At 49.8% G+C, this 16398-nt stretch carries 22 protein-coding genes; 4 read left to right on the top strand and 18 right to left on the bottom strand.

From position 1 onward, the window contains the following. Positions 1-2: 2 nt before the first annotated feature. From WN56_RS06965 to WN56_RS06940, 6 genes are all read right to left on the bottom strand, one after another. Complete coding sequence (locus WN56_RS06965) at positions 3-659, bottom strand: virion morphogenesis protein (RefSeq protein ID WP_046074344.1); 657 nt, start codon at positions 657-659, stop codon at positions 3-5. After that, positions 643-1119 (bottom strand): phage tail protein, encoded by a 477-nt coding sequence (locus WN56_RS06960; RefSeq protein WP_046074343.1) that lies wholly within the window; start codon positions 1117-1119, stop codon positions 643-645. The genes WN56_RS06965 and WN56_RS06960 overlap by 17 nt, the downstream gene beginning before the upstream one ends. After that, positions 1119-1526 carry a head completion/stabilization protein gene (locus WN56_RS06955; RefSeq protein ID WP_046074342.1) on the bottom strand — a complete coding sequence of 136 codons (408 nt, stop codon included), beginning with the start codon at positions 1524-1526 and terminating at the stop codon, positions 1119-1121. Before WN56_RS06955 ends, WN56_RS06960 begins: the two co-directional genes overlap by 1 nt. Before the next feature lie 105 nt (positions 1527-1631). Then, entirely contained in the window at positions 1632-2342 is a 711-nt protein-coding gene (gpM, locus tag WN56_RS06950) for a phage terminase small subunit (protein WP_046074341.1), read from the bottom strand. A gap of 2 nt (positions 2343-2344) precedes the next feature. Next, positions 2345-3388: a phage major capsid protein, P2 family gene (locus WN56_RS06945; protein ID WP_046074340.1), complete on the bottom strand. Its 1044-nt coding sequence runs from the start codon at positions 3386-3388 to the stop codon at positions 2345-2347. 18 nt (positions 3389-3406) lie between these two features. After that, the gene (locus WN56_RS06940) at positions 3407-4387 is read right to left on the bottom strand and encodes a GPO family capsid scaffolding protein (RefSeq protein WP_046074339.1); all 981 of its coding nucleotides are present in this window, start codon (positions 4385-4387) and stop codon (positions 3407-3409) included. A 177-nt stretch (positions 4388-4564) separates the two neighbouring features. Between WN56_RS06940 and WN56_RS06935 the strand changes: the two genes are divergently transcribed. Both WN56_RS06935 and WN56_RS06930 read left to right on the top strand, forming a co-directional pair. After that, positions 4565-6340, top strand: a complete 1776-nt coding sequence (locus WN56_RS06935) for a terminase large subunit domain-containing protein (protein ID WP_046074338.1) — start codon at positions 4565-4567, stop codon at positions 6338-6340. Beyond that, positions 6337-7374, top strand: a complete 1038-nt coding sequence (locus tag WN56_RS06930) for a phage portal protein (protein ID WP_046074413.1) — start codon at positions 6337-6339, stop codon at positions 7372-7374. The genes WN56_RS06935 and WN56_RS06930 overlap by 4 nt, the downstream gene beginning before the upstream one ends. A gap of 346 nt (positions 7375-7720) precedes the next feature. Here the strand turns inward: WN56_RS06930 and WN56_RS06925 are convergent, their stop codons facing one another. Then, the gene (locus tag WN56_RS06925; RefSeq protein WP_046074337.1) at positions 7721-8275 is read right to left on the bottom strand and encodes a hypothetical protein; all 555 of its coding nucleotides are present in this window, start codon (positions 8273-8275) and stop codon (positions 7721-7723) included. 264 nt (positions 8276-8539) lie between these two features. Between WN56_RS06925 and WN56_RS17060 the strand changes: the two genes are divergently transcribed. Together WN56_RS17060 and WN56_RS06915 are read left to right on the top strand one after the other, a co-directional pair. Next, positions 8540-8854 carry an ogr/Delta-like zinc finger family protein gene (locus tag WN56_RS17060; protein WP_369795693.1) on the top strand — a complete coding sequence of 105 codons (315 nt, stop codon included), beginning with the start codon at positions 8540-8542 and terminating at the stop codon, positions 8852-8854. Positions 8855-8889: 35 nt separating this feature from the next. After that, complete coding sequence (locus tag WN56_RS06915) at positions 8890-9858, top strand: putative phage abortive infection protein (RefSeq protein WP_052708035.1); 969 nt, start codon at positions 8890-8892, stop codon at positions 9856-9858. Between the two features lie 119 nt (positions 9859-9977). On the opposite strand, the gene WN56_RS06910 is transcribed toward WN56_RS06915, so the two are convergent. From WN56_RS06910 to WN56_RS06865, 11 genes are all read right to left on the bottom strand, one after another. Further along, the gene (locus tag WN56_RS06910; protein ID WP_046074336.1) at positions 9978-10628 is read right to left on the bottom strand and encodes a hypothetical protein; all 651 of its coding nucleotides are present in this window, start codon (positions 10626-10628) and stop codon (positions 9978-9980) included. A 142-nt stretch (positions 10629-10770) separates the two neighbouring features. Further along, positions 10771-10938 carry a hypothetical protein gene (locus WN56_RS16870; RefSeq protein WP_156146662.1) on the bottom strand — a complete coding sequence of 56 codons (168 nt, stop codon included), beginning with the start codon at positions 10936-10938 and terminating at the stop codon, positions 10771-10773. Between the two features lie 297 nt (positions 10939-11235). After that, entirely contained in the window at positions 11236-11472 is a 237-nt protein-coding gene (locus tag WN56_RS06905; RefSeq protein ID WP_046074335.1) for a hypothetical protein, read from the bottom strand. 39 nt (positions 11473-11511) lie between these two features. Then, entirely contained in the window at positions 11512-11775 is a 264-nt protein-coding gene (locus tag WN56_RS06900; protein ID WP_046074334.1) for a hypothetical protein, read from the bottom strand. 9 nt (positions 11776-11784) lie between these two features. Beyond that, the gene (locus tag WN56_RS06895) at positions 11785-14004 is read right to left on the bottom strand and encodes a replication endonuclease (protein WP_052708034.1); all 2220 of its coding nucleotides are present in this window, start codon (positions 14002-14004) and stop codon (positions 11785-11787) included. Next, positions 14001-14237, bottom strand: a complete 237-nt coding sequence (locus WN56_RS06890; protein ID WP_046074333.1) for a hypothetical protein — start codon at positions 14235-14237, stop codon at positions 14001-14003. Before WN56_RS06890 ends, WN56_RS06895 begins: the two co-directional genes overlap by 4 nt. 8 nt (positions 14238-14245) lie before the next feature. Then, a complete protein-coding gene (locus WN56_RS06885; RefSeq protein ID WP_046074332.1) occupies positions 14246-14683 on the bottom strand; it encodes a hypothetical protein in 438 nt (145 codons plus the stop codon). A gap of 130 nt (positions 14684-14813) precedes the next feature. Next, positions 14814-15023, bottom strand: a complete 210-nt coding sequence (locus WN56_RS06880; RefSeq protein WP_046074331.1) for a hypothetical protein — start codon at positions 15021-15023, stop codon at positions 14814-14816. A gap of 66 nt (positions 15024-15089) precedes the next feature. Next, positions 15090-15494: a hypothetical protein gene (locus tag WN56_RS06875; protein WP_046074330.1), complete on the bottom strand. Its 405-nt coding sequence runs from the start codon at positions 15492-15494 to the stop codon at positions 15090-15092. Positions 15495-15503: 9 nt separating this feature from the next. Continuing rightward, the gene (locus WN56_RS06870; RefSeq protein ID WP_046074329.1) at positions 15504-15764 is read right to left on the bottom strand and encodes a pyocin activator PrtN family protein; all 261 of its coding nucleotides are present in this window, start codon (positions 15762-15764) and stop codon (positions 15504-15506) included. Positions 15765-15777: 13 nt separating this feature from the next. Next, positions 15778-16299 (bottom strand): phage regulatory CII family protein, encoded by a 522-nt coding sequence (locus WN56_RS06865; protein ID WP_052708033.1) that lies wholly within the window; start codon positions 16297-16299, stop codon positions 15778-15780. Positions 16300-16398 lie beyond the last annotated feature (99 nt).

Raw genomic sequence — 16398 nt, 5'->3', positions numbered from 1 at the left:
TGCTATTTCCTTTGTTTTGCCTGCTCGAAAATCTTCACGAGCTGGCGGTTAACGTCGGTTTGGTTGCTGCCGAGGATTTGCCGCTCCGGCAACGGAATATCCCAAGCGCGTTGCTGGGGTTTGTTGCTTAGCTGTCGAATTAACAGCCCGCATTGGCCGTGGCTTAGGTTTGCTTGAATCCACTTGAGCGTGGGCTTTTTGCGTCCTCGGCCTGATTTTGTGCTTACCGTGTAACCCACCTCGCGCAGCTTGCGTGCCATGCCTCGCGATGCGGGGGCGTTGTAATCCGGCTTGCCAAACCGCTTTTGCATCTGTCGCGCGGTCACTCGTTGCGCTTGGCCCAAGTAATGACGCGCTGCGATTTGGGCGGTGAGCTTGTTCTTCCAAGTCAGGTCTAATTCGGTTGCGTTGTGCCTAACGTATGGCTCTAAACCCTTTGCCATGCGACGCATCACTTTCTTGCGTCCGTTTTTGCGCTGCTCTAGCGCTTGGCCATCAATGCCTTTTTGCTGCCGAATGCGCTGGCGTGTGTTTTGTCTCTCCCAGCGCCCTAGCGATTTCAATATCCATGTGCGCTTGCGTCGCGGTAGCGCCAGCATTGCCAGTTTTTCGTTGAAATTGAGCGCATCGCGCTGATTAACTTCAATCGTTGGACGCATTGGTAATTTCCGCCTCGGTTGCAGTCCAGATATCCACTGGCTGCACGTGGTACTGCTTTCCGCGATAGCTAATCAGTCCGTTTTCGTCCGGTACCATTTCCACTTGCTCGAGCATTTCCAGCTCGATGGCTAAATCTGCGGTTTGCCAATCAATCACATCGATAGCCATTTCCGGATCGGCTAAATCGTGGTCTTTTCGGTCGCTGTCGTAATCCGATAGCCAGCACGCGACAAGCGCCAGAATGTTGCGCGCGTCCATTTGTCCATGTGGAAACGCTTCAATACTGATCACTGCGCGATAGCGCCAATCGGCAATGATGTAGCCACCGTTCCCCCGGTCTTCGCCGTTCACTTCAATGCTGGCGTTCTCCTGCCATGCATCAATTTTGTTATCGAGCACTGCACCTTTGATGTGCTCAATCATGTACTGGGTGAGGTGTTCCAACTTAGTGATTGCCATTAGATCAGCTCCACCCCGTTCGCACTGCGCCCCAATATCAGCGCAATATCTCGATTGCTTTGGGCACGAAACCGTGCGTCTTGCTCTGGTGCATCTTCTGCGGCGTTCTCTGCTTCATCACGACGGCTTTGGGTTGCAAACTCGGGCAACAAATCCGCGTGAGCGCGGCTATAAACGGCGCGCTTGTATGCCAGCAGCAAACCACCTTTTAGCGTTGAGCGGTCAATGCCAGCGAGCTGGTTTTGCACTGCTTGCGCGGCAATGCTTACCGCCATCGCAATACTGTTTTCATCGAACGTGAACGCGATGCGGCGCAGCGAACGAAACTCAGCCGTTGACAGCGCAGGCCAGCCATCGGCTGGAATGTCGGTGTTTTGTGCTTCTGGTCGTTTGCCGCCTAAGCCCATATCGTTCTCCGTGTTTAATAAGTGCGCCCTAGCCACTGGGTCGTTTGCAGTGTTTGGCTGTGCCAACATGCATCGCCAGCCGGGCGCGCGGCGGTAGGGAGACGGTTACAAATTCTTCCCTGTGTCGAGCGCGCTGATGCGCATCTCGATCTTGTTCATCATTGTTTTCACGCCCACTTTCGCGTGGTAGTTGTGCGCTTGCTCGAGTAGTGCGTGCGCGGTTTCTAATGTTTTCTTGTCGCCCACGGCACTCGGACGTGGGCGGCCGTTTTCGTCGCGTAGCAGCATCAAGCCCGCGAATTTGAACCACTTGGCATTCACTTTTTCGTGTAAGCGCCAGTCGTCGCAAATCTTCGTGAACACCTGGCTGAAATAGGGCTCGATGCTTTCGCCGTTTTCGGCTTGTCGTTCGCACCAATCAAACACTTGATCGGCGCAGAACGTCGGCCAGTTACGCTTCATAAAATCCGGGGTTGGGATGTCGCGTTCTATCGCTATCAAACACCACTCGATGGCTTTCTCTAGGTCTTCGACGTCGAACAGCCACACAAGCACGTGGGCAAAAAGTGGGTTTTGATAGCGGTCGCCTGAGTCGATAAACGCTTGTGCAAGTGGCTGGTACTTGGGCAGCAGCACATCGCGCTTGTGTTGAATGCGATCAGCAATTGCGGCAAAGCGGTGGCGCATGGCTTGAACGTCTTCATCGAGCTCAATCAACTTAATGTGGAGTGAGTCGGTATCGACGTCTTTGCCAAGCGGGGCAGATTGCCCCGCTTGGGCTCTCGCTTTGGCGCGTTGAACAGGCGACAGCTTCATCGTTATGCGCCGGTTCCGTCGGTGGTGGTGCCGTCGGCAGTGGAGCTGGTACCCACGGACGCTTTATCAAACGCGGCATAGGCTTCGAGCACGCCGACGGCGTAGCCTTCCATGCGCCAGTAGCTATTCTCAAACTGCTTGCGGTCTTCTTCGTGACGCGCTTTGCGGCGGCTGCTTCCGCGCTGCGTGAGAATTTGCAGGTTTTTCGGCATCGTCACGACCATCCCAAACTCAGGGAAGAATGGCGGCGTGTATGCCTTGCGGCCTGCAATGTCTTTCGACAATTGCTGCGCGGCGATGTGCTCGCTTGGCTTATCGGCGTTGTCGTACATGTGGTACTGCGCGGCTGAGACCAAGCCCGAGCCAACGAACACGGTTAAGCGTGGGTCGTTGCGGAATACCGGATTGATGTTGTTGTTGATCAGGTCTGAGGCCATGGCATCCAGCGTTTTGTAATCACCGCCGCCGTCGGCATCAAACACCACTGGATCCGTGATGATTTGGCTGGCTTTGCGTTGGCGCACAAACTCGTTCCAGCCGACGTTAACGTCTTCGCCAAGTGGGTTGGCGTCTGGGTCTGTGGTTTCAGCGGCTTCAATGCCGTTCCAACCGACGCGGATTTTATCTAGCGCAAACATCTGGTTGGTGTATTCGCTCACCAGTTTCATAAACTGGTTTGGTGTGCCCTGATTTGCCCACTGACACAACATTTCCCACGTCAGTGCGGCACATGAGTCGGTCTCAACCAAGCTATATTGATGACCACCGACATTGATTGGCTGAGCAAATCGCTCGCCTTTTTTGCGACCGGTATGGAGTTTAGACAGCCCCAAATCAACGACTTGTCCTTGCCCTTGGTCAACCATCGAGACGGTGATCATTTTTAGGAAATCAGCTGACTCAATGATTGCCTGACGCAATTTAGTTTCTTGCGCGGGCGATACATTGAACAGGTGACGAGTTGATTGCACACCATAAGACTTCGCAAGCTGTTGTGCGTAGGCGTCCATCATGGATTGTGCGTGTTCTGTTAACACTTGCGACATGTGTTGATTGCTCCTGTCTTAAACCAAGTCTGGTGCGCTTTCGCCACCGCCAGTGCCGCCTGGGCGTTGCCCCGGCGCTTCTTGGGTTAGCGCGTTGAATTTGTTTTCCAAGCCATTGAGCTTTTCAGCGAGTGGATTTACCGCGTCATTGAGTGCCTTGCTCAATTGCTCTGCGCTAAATTGCGGTGATTGCTGGCCGCCTTGTGGCTCAGTGCTTTGGCTTTGGCCTTGTTCGCCTTGGTCAGCTTTTGGCTGGCCGCCATCGCCTTGGCTGTTGTCGCCGGCTTCTTGCTGGCTGAACGCGTTCACTTTGGTTTCAAGCGTGCCCAGCTTTTCGCTAAACGGCTGGAGCTGTTTAGCCAATTCGGCTGCGAGTTCTTCTTTGGTCACGTCGGTGTCCTCTGGTTCGGTGTGGTTGGTATGTGGTGCGCTCTCCCCAAATAGCCCACCGAATACTTTTTTAAATCCACGGAAAAACGCGACGGCTTCTTTTACGTCGTGTTCGTTGGTGTCTGGGTTGGTGCTGTCTGGGTCTTGAGTAAAAACAAGGCTTTCAAGCTGGCTGTATTCACGCTGCTTTTCTTCGGTGCCGATGCTGAATTTCAAGCGCGTAGTGCCCGTGCTGGCGGGGGAATCGGTTACCGCAAGGCCGCGCAGGTAACAACGGCCAGAGCCTTTGTAGTCGGGGTCTGCTTCGATGCTGGTAAACAGCTTTTGGCCGTCTTTGTTGGCAAGAAGTAGGTAATCGTTGGCGGTGATTTTTGCGAAAAGGCGTAATGCGCCGCCTTTCTTTGCGGCTTTGAGTTCATCCACGGTGCCCCAATTCTTGCCGTCAAAGGGCGCCCAGCTGGATCGAAAATGCTCTGGCCAGATTAGCGCTTGATACTCATCGGGTGAGTATTGCGCCGCCATGTCTTTAATCCACGCTTCGGTAATGGTGCGGCCATCAACGGTAGCGCCAGCAGTTGCGACAATAATCCAGCCAGTTTGCTTGCTCATTTGCTCATTTGACCTTTCTCGTTAATGCGAATGCGTTATCAATTACCGCAAACATACGCCGCTGAATAACTCCTTTCATCATCGTGCGTTCGCCAAAATTCGGATCTAGCGCATATCCGAATAAAGCCGAATTTCAGTTGGTTATGTGGTGCTTTTGGCGGCGTACTATTGCCGCATATGGCATATTCCGACGAAATAAAAGCCGCAGCGCGTTCGTTATATTTGCGGCGACTTACCCCAAAAGAGATCGCGAGTGACTTGAACTTGCCGAGCTCTCGCATTGTGTATAACTGGGCTAAAAAAAATGGCTGGGCTGACCTTTTATCAGAAGAGGGGGTAAGCGAAGCGATAGAGCGACGCATTAGCGCGCTACTCAATAAAGATGAGAAGTCATCAGCACAGTTGAAAGAGTTGGATCTGTTACTTGAAAAAGAGCTCAAGTTCCGAAAATCAGCGGCGGAAATTGAACTCAAAAAGGCATCAATAAACCAGCGCGATAACAGTGGCTCGAGTAGCAGAAAAGGCAGTCAAAAACCTGGAGGTAAGCGCAAAGCCAAAAAGAACGATATTAGCGAGCTTACTGAATCAGACTTTGAAGAATGGGTGGCGAGTTTATTCGACTATCAGCGCTTAGCGCGTGAAGTGAAGAACGACCCAAACATGCCGCGCATTCGCAATATTCTCAAGTCTCGCCAAATCGGTTTTACATATGGCACAGCGGGCGAAGCGTTTGAAGATGCCGTTCTTACCGGGCATAACCAGATTTTTATTTCAGCGACTCGCAACCAGGCCGAGGTATTTCGAAGCTATATCTGCAAAATTGCACTTCAATTCTTCGAGCTCGAACTGACCGGAAACCCAATTATTTTAAGCAATGGCGCTGAGCTTCACTTTCTATCGACTAATGCGAACTCTGCGCAATCTCGCTCGGGCAACGTGTACATCGATGAGTATTTCTGGATTCGCGACTTTAAGCGAGTCAGTGACGTTGTTGAGGGCTGCTCGACGCATGAGCATTTTCATATCACTTATATTTCGACACCCTCGGCAAAAAACCACCCCGCATATCCATTTTGGACGGGGGAGGCATGGAGAAAAGGCAAAGAAACTCGCGCCAATATTAGCTTCCCATCAGAAAAAGAAATGAGAGACGGCGGCTGTGTCTGCCCAGACCAGCAATGGCGATACATCATCAATGTTTATGACGCGGTAAAAGGTGGCTGTCATTTCATTAACCCTGATCGCTTAAAAGAGGAAAAATCGCCGGATGCGTTTGCCAACCTCTACATGTGTGAATTCGTTGATGACTCGACCAGTGTCTTCAAACTGTCAAAACTCAAACGGCTGATGGTTGACCCATCAACGTGGCGCGACTTTAAGCCCGGTGAAGATCGGCCATTTGGCCGTCGTGAGGTCTGGCTAGGTTATGACCCAAGCCGAACCCGAGACAATGCATGCCTCGTCGTTGTTGCCCCGCCTATCAATGAAAAAGAAAAATTCCGCGTGCTAGAGAAGCACTACTGGCATGGCTTGAACTTTCAGTATCAAGTTGCGCAGATAAAAAAAGTCTTCTCTCGCTATAACGTCACCTATTTGGGGATGGACTCAACCGGCATCGGCGTCGGTGTTCACGACATGTTGAGCAAAGAATTTCCGCGCGAAACGGTGCCGATTCACTACAGCAATGAAACAAAAGATCGTCTCGTTCTCAAGATGATAGATGTCTACGAAAGTGAACGACTGCAATTTAACGAAGAAGAAAAAGACATTGCGACCGCATTTATGGCTATCAAGCGCACGGCCACATCCAGCGGTAACAGAATGACATTCAAAGCTGACCGCTCAGAGTTATCGGGTCACGCAGATGTTTTCTGGGCCATCGCGCACGCATTGATTAATGAGCCGCTGGATCACACCACCAAACGCAAATCGACATGGGCAACCGCAGCATGAGCAGAAAAAAGAAGCAGCAGTACAAGCAAGAAGCACACGCCGACGAGCAGGCCGAGTCATCCACGGTGTTTAGCATCGATGGAAATGCAGAAGCGGTGAATTCTGACAGCTGGCTGACCGAATACAGTGAGCTCTTTTACAACGACATGGATGATTACTGGGAGCCACCCATTAGTCGCACCGGCTTGGCGCGTATCCCAAATGCCAACGCGTACCACGGCAGTTGCTTGATTGCGCGTGCTAACTATGTGAGCGCGCGTTTCACTGGCGGGGGCGGGATGAAGCGCCGCGAGATGCAGCAATTCTTGCGAGACTATTTCACCTTTGGCGATGCGGCGTTGCTCAAGCTGCGTGATTATTTTGGCCGTGTGATTGGGCTGTGCCCGTTGCCGTCAATGTACCTACGCCGCCGTAAAAATGGCAATTTTGCGTTGCTGGAGCGGGATGATAAGCAGCGCACCTATCGCGCAGAGGATGTGATATTTCTGCCTCAATATGACCCGCAACAGCAAGTGTATGGCTTGCCGGATTACTTAGGCTCGCTGCAATCGTCGCTGTTAAATGAAGATGCCACGCTGTTTCGCCGTCGCTACTACAAGAACGGCGCGCACATGGGTTACATTTTTTACGCCACGGACCCGAATTTATCGAAAGACGACGAGCAGGAACTCAAAGAGAAAATTCAAGCAAGTAAGGGCGTGGGCAATTTCCGCAGTATGTTTGTGAACATCCCCAACGGCGAGGAAAAAGGCATTCAGCTGATACCGGTTGGCGACATTGCGACGAAAGATGAGTTCGAGCGAATCAAGAATATCACCGCGCAAGATGTGTTAGTGGGGCATCGTTTTCCGACGGGTAAAGCGGGGATTATTCCCCAGAACGCCGGCGGCCTTGGTGATCCTGAGAAAGTAGGGCGCGAGTTTGCGCGTGATGAGATTGTTCCGGTGTGTGATTTAGTGATGGATGAGGTAAACCAAGACCCAGAGATAGCAATGGTGCCTAGGTTGCACTTGAGGTTTAACTTGGAATTTTAATTGGGGAAAGCAAAAACGCCCCCTGTGGGGCGCTATCTATCAGGCTGATTCCCGTTGGTTGTCACGTGTATGTTGTGTCAAACAAGGAACTTTCTTTTCTAGAGCGCTCAACTGCTCCCAAGTCACACCAAAACGCTCTGATGGGGTTCTCCCATTCTGATACAAGTTGGCAACGAAGCTCCTTGCGTCTGCTTTTTGCGCTTGAACGTTTTTCATATATGACTCCTAAAGCGCCTATTAATTAAGGCTATTACTTTATACTAGCATGGTGGACGAGAATAATCGAAGCCTATCCATCCAGCTGGGCGATGTATCTTACTCTTATCTGCTCAAAAGTCAAGCAGCGCTAAGGGTGTAGATACATGACGAAGGCATTCCTTGAGTCGTAGTCATCTACCCACTCCATACCTAAGTCAGTGTAATAGCTGCGAACACCAGGAACAGGGCCTGTAAACACAATTTGCTCGATGTTGGCTAGCTCTTCGTTGTTCAGGTATAAAGCATAAGCCGCATAAGCGTCAACTATTAAGGGGAGAAATTTGTGGCACCACTCATTTCCGGCGTCGTTCCTTTTCTCGAGAAAATCAATTTCTACGGCTTTTTTGTCGTGTCTTAAACAGCCAATTGTATACCCGATACAAGCATAACCACTACTTGGTGTGCCGTAATATATGACAGAGTGAACCATATGTTTAGGGTTGCTGACCCCTGTCGTGGCTGCTCCAGCTTTTAAGCTAGGAACCCATTGGATTTTTTTCTGGTCAACAAGGCGTTGTAAGTCATCATGGGTCTCAGCATGCATGGAGCACATGGTGATCTGCTTCTCGAAGTCATCACTGTGAGCCTCTGACACTTGCCCAAAAATTGCGTCTTGAATCTCGTTGTATGATGGCTCACTCATGCATGCTGTCCCCATTAGTTAGTCACCAAAGTATATTTGTTGAACTGCCATCAAATCAATACACATTAACCTCAAAAAACATATATCCTGTACAAAAATACAGTGTAGATATAGTATGGATTTGAGTGATGAGGGCCAGCCATGAAAGTTTACTGCCAATGTGGCGCGGTGGCACACGCGCCAAAACATGAACAAAATGGTGATAGCAGTGATTTGCACTGTGTGTGCAGTGACCCAAATTGCGGTCACAGCTTTGTGCAGGCCGTGGGCTATAAACACACCTTGCAGCACAGCAAATTAGAGTTAGAGCAGGGCGCTTTTGTGAAACAGAAGCGCATTTTTTGCGGCTGCGGCTCCCGCGCGCGGATCACCAAAACCAACAGACTCTCGCAAAACTGTGCTGATGTGTACTGCCAGTGCACGAACCCCGATTGCGGCCATCAGTTCGTCGCGTTCTCGCACTACCACAGCCCACTGTCCCCAAGCGCGAAAACTACCGATGAACTCGCCAGCGCGCTAATCAAATCACTCACGCCAGAGCGCCGCAAAGATTTGCATAATCAGTTGTCGTTGTTTTGAATTTACTTTACGCCAAATAAAACAAGGGGGTTGTTGTGGGAAAAAGTGAAACAGATGCTGAAATTGAAAAGTTACAAAAAAAGATAAAGTGGTCTTGGTGGGCGGCTGGAATTACTGCCTCTCTAGTGCTGGTCACTTATTTTGGTTGGTTTTCAAACTCCGGTTCTACCTTATCCCTTGATACTACTGTATGGGGCGGCTTTGGGAGTTACTTTGGTGGTATCTTAGGCCCTATCGTTGCTTTGTTCGCTTTATATTGGTTAACACAATCAGTACTCATACAGAAAAAAGAACTATCAGACACACAAAAAACACTAGAAGAAACTCAAAAAACGCAAGAAAAGAAGCGGTTCGAAGATACGTTCTTTTCACTTTTAGAACAGTTTAACTCTGTATCTCGAGAGGTTTATGATGTCAACAAAAAACTTTATGATGCGATTAATACTTCTTCGAATGAGTGTGCTGGCACCTCCAATAATTTAGATATAATTAAAATTATCATTTCAAGAGTGCATTGGAAGCAAAGAAGATATTTCTATTTTACCTCTTCACAAAGTGATAACTCGAACCTTAATGATTTAAGTCATTACTTTAGAGTATTGTACCACATACTAAAGTATGTGGATTACGCTGATAGTTTTTCGAGCAATGAAAGGGTAATTGATAATGGAAAGTTTTATACCAACATAGTTAGGTCTTTTTTAAGTCATAGAGAAACCATGCTGTTGGCTTTTAATTGTGCTGAAGAAAATAAAAACGATCAGTTTTACAACTATAAGAGGCTAATTGAAAAGTATGAGATGCTAGAACATATGCGCGTCGATGACGATTTTGTTGGTTTGGTTTCTTTTTATAATAGAAATGCATTTGGTAAGAACGAAAAAGCTCAAGAGTATTACAATTTAATGGATGAGTTGGGTTTTTTTGACCCGCCTAGGAGTTTTTCTTTAAGGGATAATGATATTTCTTCTACTAGGGTATGGAGAATGATTCCGTTTAAATGAGAGCTTGCAGTAAATTTAACTATGCAGTCACCTAGTCACTCACACCAGAGCGGCGCAAAGACTTGCATAATCAGCTTTCACTATTTTAATGCAAAGTCATAGGTGTTTTAAAAGAGGCTCTAAAGCGAGCTTCTTATGTCTTGGACGGCTTTTAATGCGTCGTTAAAAACCTTATATATTTCTCTTTGCTTATTAGCTGCTTCAAGGGATAGGTTTTGATACGTGTCAAGTAGGTATGGTGATTGAGTAATTTCTTCTTCTGAGTTTTTGTTTAAAAAATCATCCTGTTTTTTTCTGGCTGAATCAAAGTCCATGAAAGCGCGGTAAACGCTCTCATTTAAAGAGAAGATTTCGATGTCTTTTAATTTTACTAGTGTTTTTTTGTCTGCAATTTCTCTAGCCTTTTGATATGTTTTGTTGTAATCGTTAAGAATCATTGATACTGGCTCGAAACGTAAGGCTACTTTCCCCCTAAAGCTCAAACTATCTCTATTTATCGCTTTTTCGCAAAACTCCCTATCATAGGTGTGTAATAAGTCCTCGAGCGTGCTTAGGTATTCATATATCAGTGAGTGTTTATATTGCTCCTTCCATTGCCCAATAGACAAATATGAAATATAGGCTGCCGCCATGGCACCTAACCCAGATAGCGTCCCACCAACGGAAGTCAGCGTGTCTATGAATGAGTTACTCACTTGGATGTTAAAGCCAAACAGCATCCCAACCAGCACTAACGCGAGAACAGATACGACAATTGGGATGTTACTCATGATGCTTACCTACGCTTGGAACCAGCTTGTTAGTCTAAACACCTGAAAAGACACAAACCACACTTTAGCGGTGGGGGAGCTGCAAAGTGTGGTTTGTTTCATGTGATTACATTCTCTCGGGGCTCGGGATATCAGGTAGCGGCTATGAACCATCGCCATCGCACCGGGTGGTGCGCTGGTCCTCGTTGTCTTTTGCTATCAATCGATAGAGATAGGCTGCAATTGCGGTTTTGTAGGTATCCGTGTTGCATGTGTCTTGCGATAACGCACAATCCAACCACACTACCGTTTGCGTTTTAATATCAGACATTTAGCCTCCTGACCATTCCCGACCACTGTATATTAATACAGTGCTTTAAGTGATTACAACTGTATGTTTTTGATTGACCTATCAAATACGAACATCCAGCTTTGCATGAAGGGCGCTTGAGCTGCGCCTTATGCGTTGAACATCACCAGGCTAAACCCACTTTTTAGAATGCAAGGGCATTTAGGGGGGTAAATTGAAAAAAAATTGAAAAATTTTTTATGGGGGTGAGTTACCCACAAATTCTGTGGGTAACTGCGGTACAGTGGCTAACCTAATCACTCTGCGAGCAGCTCCGCTTTAAATGAATCCGTCCGCATTGTCGTCTTCCTCAAAGTTACTGGGTGATGCCTTTAGTGCTTTAGTGATCATGATGCCTTTGACGCTCTGCCCATCTTCCCCCTCTGCATGGTAAAGCACCTTGTCGCATGACTCGCAGCGAGCTAACACGATCATGGCTGCCTTGCTTTCGTGGTGCATCATGTTATGGACCTCAGCGATTTCATCGCATCGAGGGCAGGTTAAGTAGTCGTACATAGTGGCCTCCTTGCATTTTCAGAGGCTATGCTAGCACGTTCATTTTTTTCGCTTTTCGACTCGCTTCAACTGATTGAGTGGTGTTTCACTTTCTACACTTACGAACCGGCTTGGCGTATCTGCGTCGCATATGTTCACTAGTGCATTCAGAGCTGAGCAGTTCTCTAGTTCCGCCATCCTGTTGAATTGGTCTAGCAGTGTGTTTACGCCTGGGCATGATTGCCAGCCGTTTTCGTCATCTAACCCCAACCAGTCGCCTTTGTTGTCGATCTCGACCTCGAGTAGCACTTTTACTTTTTCCATTGTGGCTCCTTACTGCGCGTTCTCGCGCTGTTGGTTGATGTGATTCCAATACTCACCCGCGTAATCAGGTGGGGCAGGTGTGCGTTTTCCTTTAGGTTTTTCTGGGGTTTGTACGGGCGGTTCTGGCAGTCGCCATGCTGGCTCTGACTCTCTAATGCGAAGCTCTGGGCCACGCGGGGTTTGCACGATGCTTATTTGCTCGCCATATCCGGTAATGATGGATTGCCCGTTGGCCAGTGCTTGGGCTTTAAATAGGCTTACGTCCCTGCCAGTCCTTGCCAAATGTTGGAGTATTTCGGCAACTATTGGGCTTGCCTTTTCCGCTCGGGGATCCTTTTTAGATCGTTCCGTACAGTTATTGACAGAGCTCCAAGCGGCGCAGCTGTCGCTGCTTTTACGGGTGCTTTGCACCCGCTTAATCACCCAGCCATCTTCACGGGTTTCGGCCACGGTGATTCCGTAGCAAACCCCTTTTAACTTCTGGACGTTCTCGGCGTGTTTGTTGGTGTGCGGTGCATAAACCAATTTAACTGGGCGGTCTTTTCTTGGGCAGTAGGTACCGCCGCAGGCCTCGATAAACATATCCCAGCGGCCAACATCGGCAGCATGGCGGGCGGCTTCCAGCACGCCATGTTCTGCGCGCACTTCTTTGAATGATCGGATTTTCGGCTGGTACTTTTCGCCGTTCTTGCGCGCTTCTTGGCGTTTGATTAGCTCGGCTTGGTCTGGGTTTTCCATCCGGCGTAGCTCACGCCACACGGTGACAGATGGCCCACCTATTTGCTGAAACTGGCGAATTCCCCATTCGCTCGCCCAACCCACCACTGACATGGCGGTGGTATCGGCAGCGGCCTCGGCTTCTTCATCAATGCCGACTTTGTAACCGTCTACGTTTTTCGCGATGTACTTAGCGATATAGCCGGTGGCGCTGCCTTTTTCTGGGTCAATCTCTTTCCAGTCAACACGTGCACGAATGCGGCGGCGGGTTACTTCAATGTGGTCTTTGTCTAGCGGGGCAAAGTGCCCCTCTTTACTAAAGCTTTTTGCCCAAATAGAAAAATCGCCGCTATCAACGCGCAGTTCTTCCCGATGCTCGCGGGTAAAATATTCTGAAAAGGCGAACCGGATCAGTTCTGCGTCTTCCGGTTTAAAGAACAGCAACATATGCCAATGCGGCGTGGCGTCGTGGTGCGGTTCGGTGACACGAAAGCCCATCATGTGGACATCCCGCCGGTTTAGAAACGCGCGCACTTTCGCCCACACGTTGCAAAGGTATTGATTGGTTTGCTTGGGGTTGGCGCCGTTGTATTTTTTATTGCTATAGGCTTTTTTGTTTTTGCCTGTGGTAAAGGCGTGATATGCCGACGGGGCCGTGACAGTAATCATTGCGCCCATCATTTCTTCTTCCTCGGCCAGCTTTTCGAACCCGGCCATACGAACCATCAATTCAGTGCGGCGAATCTCTGGGTTAGAAACGCTGGCTTGCACGGCATCCCAAAGCAAGATTTCTTTTCCCAGCCACTCGTTCTCTGCCATCATGTCTTTGAGGGCGTGCTCGTTGGCAGTGCGTCGCTCGCGATATTCGCGCAATGCGGCTTGACTCAAATAGGGCGAAACGCCTTTCCGAACCTTGCCTGCAATAATTCGGCAGTGTTCGGAAAAACGTCTGTGTGCTAAATCCAGCTTGCGCGCCCACCAGGTTTCATCAATCAACCGCGACATAATGGAAAGTCGCAATGTTTTTCTCACACGCTCGTTGTATTCTTTATTGCTTTCGTCTTCCCGCTGAGAGATAGTCTGTGGCGGTACCGAGGGCGAAAATCCCCACAAGTGTGGAATGGCGGACACTTCTTTATAGATATCATCAATATCCGCACCGTTCTTTTCGCCTGAAACAACAACATTCATGCACTGGTTGGCCAGGTCGTTGGCGAGTTTGGCGCGCGTGGTTTCGTTTCTAAGCTGCTCGATGTGAACTGGAAACTGGCTCACCGCTTTTTTTAGCAGCGCGACTTCACGACGCAGCCAGATGTTTGCGCTGCGGCTTTGTCCGTTGCGCTTAACGTACTTCATCCAGCGGCCTAGCCACTGGTTGTACATGGTCATCGCAATATCAATGGGTAATCCATCAACGATTCTGCGCGCCCATGGTTCGTCGTCTTTCCATAGTGCGCGCAGCGTAATGCTTTGGTTGATGATTTCTAAATCAGGGGTGTTGAACTGGTTCATTGCACACCCATTTCCGCCAGTTCGTGTGCATCGGCTACCAAATAACCGCCTAGACCATTTCCGCGAGTAATCACCCCTTTAAAAATGTGGCAGCACTCAAGCTGCTGGCAGGCTTGGTCGATGGCGGTTTGCATGTCGTCCAGCTCGCCAACTTCGATCGCTTTTGGTTCTTCTGTTTCAGGGTGACGAACCACGCCGCCATCACCGCTCAATTGAATTGCGTAATATTGCATGCCGCCTCCTACTTCACAGCTGATTGCGCGCATTCGACGATTCGGAAATTTCCGTCACGGTCGAATACTCGATTCATCAATAGCGCTTCGATGTGTTCCGTTTCGCGATATAAATCCGCACTTGCTGATCGGCGTACTATGTTGATATCGAGAAAGAAATATCCATATCGATTCATCGCATCAATCAACGCCTTGGTTTCCTGCTCGAGTTGTTCTAGCGTTCTATGCGTCGTCAATTCTGATAAATGACTAGGATCTGGTTGGATGCTGTCGCGGCGGCTAATGGATAGCGCGGGCAGGGCGTGCTCTCCCCAGCTTGGGTGCTCAATCATCTTGCCGATGAATAAGCCGTCAACCCATTCAATTAACGCGCAAAGCTGGCTGTCTTCATCCAAATACAGCTGTCCGCGCACGGGGTTACCTTTTCCGTTCCAATACTTTTCCATCGTGTTAATCCTTTTTAGTGGCAGTGAATGTGCCCTTGAGCACGTAGTAAGCGCATTCAAAATCGAGTTGCTTTTGCACATAAAAATCGAGCCTTACGCCCGTGAGTAGATAGATGCCCATCCTTTGCTCCTATAAATACTTGATTGAATTGGCGGCGAATTGCTCGGCCATTTCTTGGGTCACTTTCGTGTCTTCCGTGATAAGCGCGCAGACTGTCCAGCGCTCGGGGTTGGGGCTTTCAAGCTCTAGCTCACGTGCCATGCTCAAGGTTCTGGCGCTGTATTGAGGATCACTGACGGTGACGTTGCCGTGCGGCGTGGTGAATGTTTGTTGTGCCATTTGTTTCGTTCTCCCTAAAACGAGTGACAAAAAAAGCCCCTTGCGGGGCAAACGCTGGTGCAGTGGCTAGCGAAAATCGGCTTTGTCTAAGCGCTTGATGGGACCAAGCACTGTTGCAAATCGGTTGACGATGCGCTCGAGGCGAGAAAGGCCAACGCGCAGTTTGTCGCGGTCGGCGGTGTCAAAGTCTTCAAAGCTCCAGGTGTGCAGGTGATGATCTAAACCGCCTGCGGCTAACACCATGGCGCGTTCGGCAGCGGCCAACGAGTTGAACGCCATTCTTAGTTGGCTGGCGCGGTGGCTGCGCCCAAACAGCGCACGGGCCTCTGCGATGCTTTCCGCCGCGGGTTTCGGGTTCGCCTTGGCTGCATCAACAATGGCGTCACACTCGGCAAGGTTGCGTGGACGGCCGGTAATCACTTGCAGGCTGAGCGCTTTGTGTTGGGTGCTGATATTTTCGGCTTGAGACATGGTTCCCTCCTAGGCTGGCGTGTTAACGGCAGTCCACTCTTCTTTTGCTGCCTTGTAACGCGCGTCGATGTAAGCGGCTAAATCGCTGACGTGAATCAGCGTTGGGCTGCGCTCGCTGTCGCGCAGTTTGAACGTTGGCACGGGGAACGTGCCGGCTTTGGCTTGCTGTTCTGCGGTGCTCTTTTTCACGCCAAAAAACTTTTCACACACGTCTTTCAGCGGGATGGTTGTCGTTTCGTAATGAGCAAGCAGCGCAAATTGTGTATTCATCGGTGTCGTCTCCTTAACTCAAGCCGGGGATAGGCATGCCACTACCGACGGCATCAACGGCCATCGACAGGAACGGCGTCATGCCGGATGTGCGGTTTTCTAAATCGCTCACCATCATCACCAGGTTTCTGATGCCTCGGTGCGCGGTCTCTTTTAAGCGGTCGCGCTCGGTGCGCGGCAGGTAGTGATTGCCGCCATGCTGCAATGCAGCGGCAGAAATCTCCCCCGCGTGCTGGCTGGCTTGCAGTGCGCGAGTGGCAAGGCTGGCCGCCTCGTCGCTCTCGGGCACCTTGGCGGCCACCATTCTCAAATCAAACAGCAGTCCACTGACTAGCGTTTCGTCGTCGGTCACGTGTGTAAGCGTGGCGAGCTCTTTGGCGGTGAGCTGATGCGGCTGCTCGGGGTTGAGCTTGTTGCGCAGCACTTGCGCACGGATCTCACTTTGCGACGCCAATTGCTGCAAGTTATGGCGGTTTGCAAAGGCGCAACACGCATCGTCAAAAGACTGATGTTTGAGCTGACGAAATTCACACATTGAGTCATTCCTCTCCATGGCTGACACTCAAATGAGCACGTAAGGCGCCAGCACTGACGCAATGCCAATAATGTGCAGCCATACAGGGCACTTTGGTTC

Origin of the sequence: Salinivibrio sp. KP-1 (assembly GCF_000968645.1) — a bacterium.
Lineage (GTDB): Bacteria > Pseudomonadota > Gammaproteobacteria > Enterobacterales > Vibrionaceae > Salinivibrio > Salinivibrio siamensis.
This window is presented reverse-complemented; position numbering and strand designations above follow the sequence as displayed.

Bases quoted from the DNA above. Each gene is read 5' to 3' on its own strand.
- WN56_RS16870 (WP_156146662.1), bottom strand. From the start codon at position 10,938: ATGTCTGATATTAAAACGCAAACGGTAGTGTGGTTGGATTGTGCGTTA.
- WN56_RS06930 (WP_046074413.1), top strand. From the start codon at position 6,337: ATGAGCAGAAAAAAGAAGCAGCAGTACAAGCAAGAAGCACACGCCGAC.
- WN56_RS06935 (WP_046074338.1), top strand. From the start codon at position 4,565: ATGGCATATTCCGACGAAATAAAAGCCGCAGCGCGTTCGTTATATTTG.
- WN56_RS06960 (WP_046074343.1), bottom strand. From the start codon at position 1,119: ATGGCAATCACTAAGTTGGAACACCTCACCCAGTACATGATTGAGCAC.
- WN56_RS06910 (WP_046074336.1), bottom strand. From the start codon at position 10,628: ATGAGTAACATCCCAATTGTCGTATCTGTTCTCGCGTTAGTGCTGGTT.
- WN56_RS06955 (WP_046074342.1), bottom strand. From the start codon at position 1,526: ATGGGCTTAGGCGGCAAACGACCAGAAGCACAAAACACCGACATTCCA.
- WN56_RS06900 (WP_046074334.1), bottom strand. From the start codon at position 11,775: ATGGAAAAAGTAAAAGTGCTACTCGAGGTCGAGATCGACAACAAAGGC.
- WN56_RS06870 (WP_046074329.1), bottom strand. From the start codon at position 15,764: ATGAATACACAATTTGCGCTGCTTGCTCATTACGAAACGACAACCATC.
- WN56_RS06865 (WP_052708033.1), bottom strand. From the start codon at position 16,299: ATGTGTGAATTTCGTCAGCTCAAACATCAGTCTTTTGACGATGCGTGT.
- WN56_RS06880 (WP_046074331.1), bottom strand. From the start codon at position 15,023: ATGGCACAACAAACATTCACCACGCCGCACGGCAACGTCACCGTCAGT.
- WN56_RS06925 (WP_046074337.1), bottom strand. From the start codon at position 8,275: ATGAGTGAGCCATCATACAACGAGATTCAAGACGCAATTTTTGGGCAA.
- WN56_RS06965 (WP_046074344.1), bottom strand. From the start codon at position 659: ATGCGTCCAACGATTGAAGTTAATCAGCGCGATGCGCTCAATTTCAAC.
- WN56_RS06875 (WP_046074330.1), bottom strand. From the start codon at position 15,494: ATGTCTCAAGCCGAAAATATCAGCACCCAACACAAAGCGCTCAGCCTG.
- WN56_RS06905 (WP_046074335.1), bottom strand. From the start codon at position 11,472: ATGTACGACTACTTAACCTGCCCTCGATGCGATGAAATCGCTGAGGTC.
- WN56_RS06895 (WP_052708034.1), bottom strand. From the start codon at position 14,004: ATGAACCAGTTCAACACCCCTGATTTAGAAATCATCAACCAAAGCATT.
- WN56_RS06885 (WP_046074332.1), bottom strand. From the start codon at position 14,683: ATGGAAAAGTATTGGAACGGAAAAGGTAACCCCGTGCGCGGACAGCTG.
- WN56_RS06945 (WP_046074340.1), bottom strand. From the start codon at position 3,388: ATGTCGCAAGTGTTAACAGAACACGCACAATCCATGATGGACGCCTAC.
- WN56_RS06940 (WP_046074339.1), bottom strand. From the start codon at position 4,387: ATGAGCAAGCAAACTGGCTGGATTATTGTCGCAACTGCTGGCGCTACC.
- WN56_RS06890 (WP_046074333.1), bottom strand. From the start codon at position 14,237: ATGCAATATTACGCAATTCAATTGAGCGGTGATGGCGGCGTGGTTCGT.
- gpM (WP_046074341.1), bottom strand. From the start codon at position 2,342: ATGAAGCTGTCGCCTGTTCAACGCGCCAAAGCGAGAGCCCAAGCGGGG.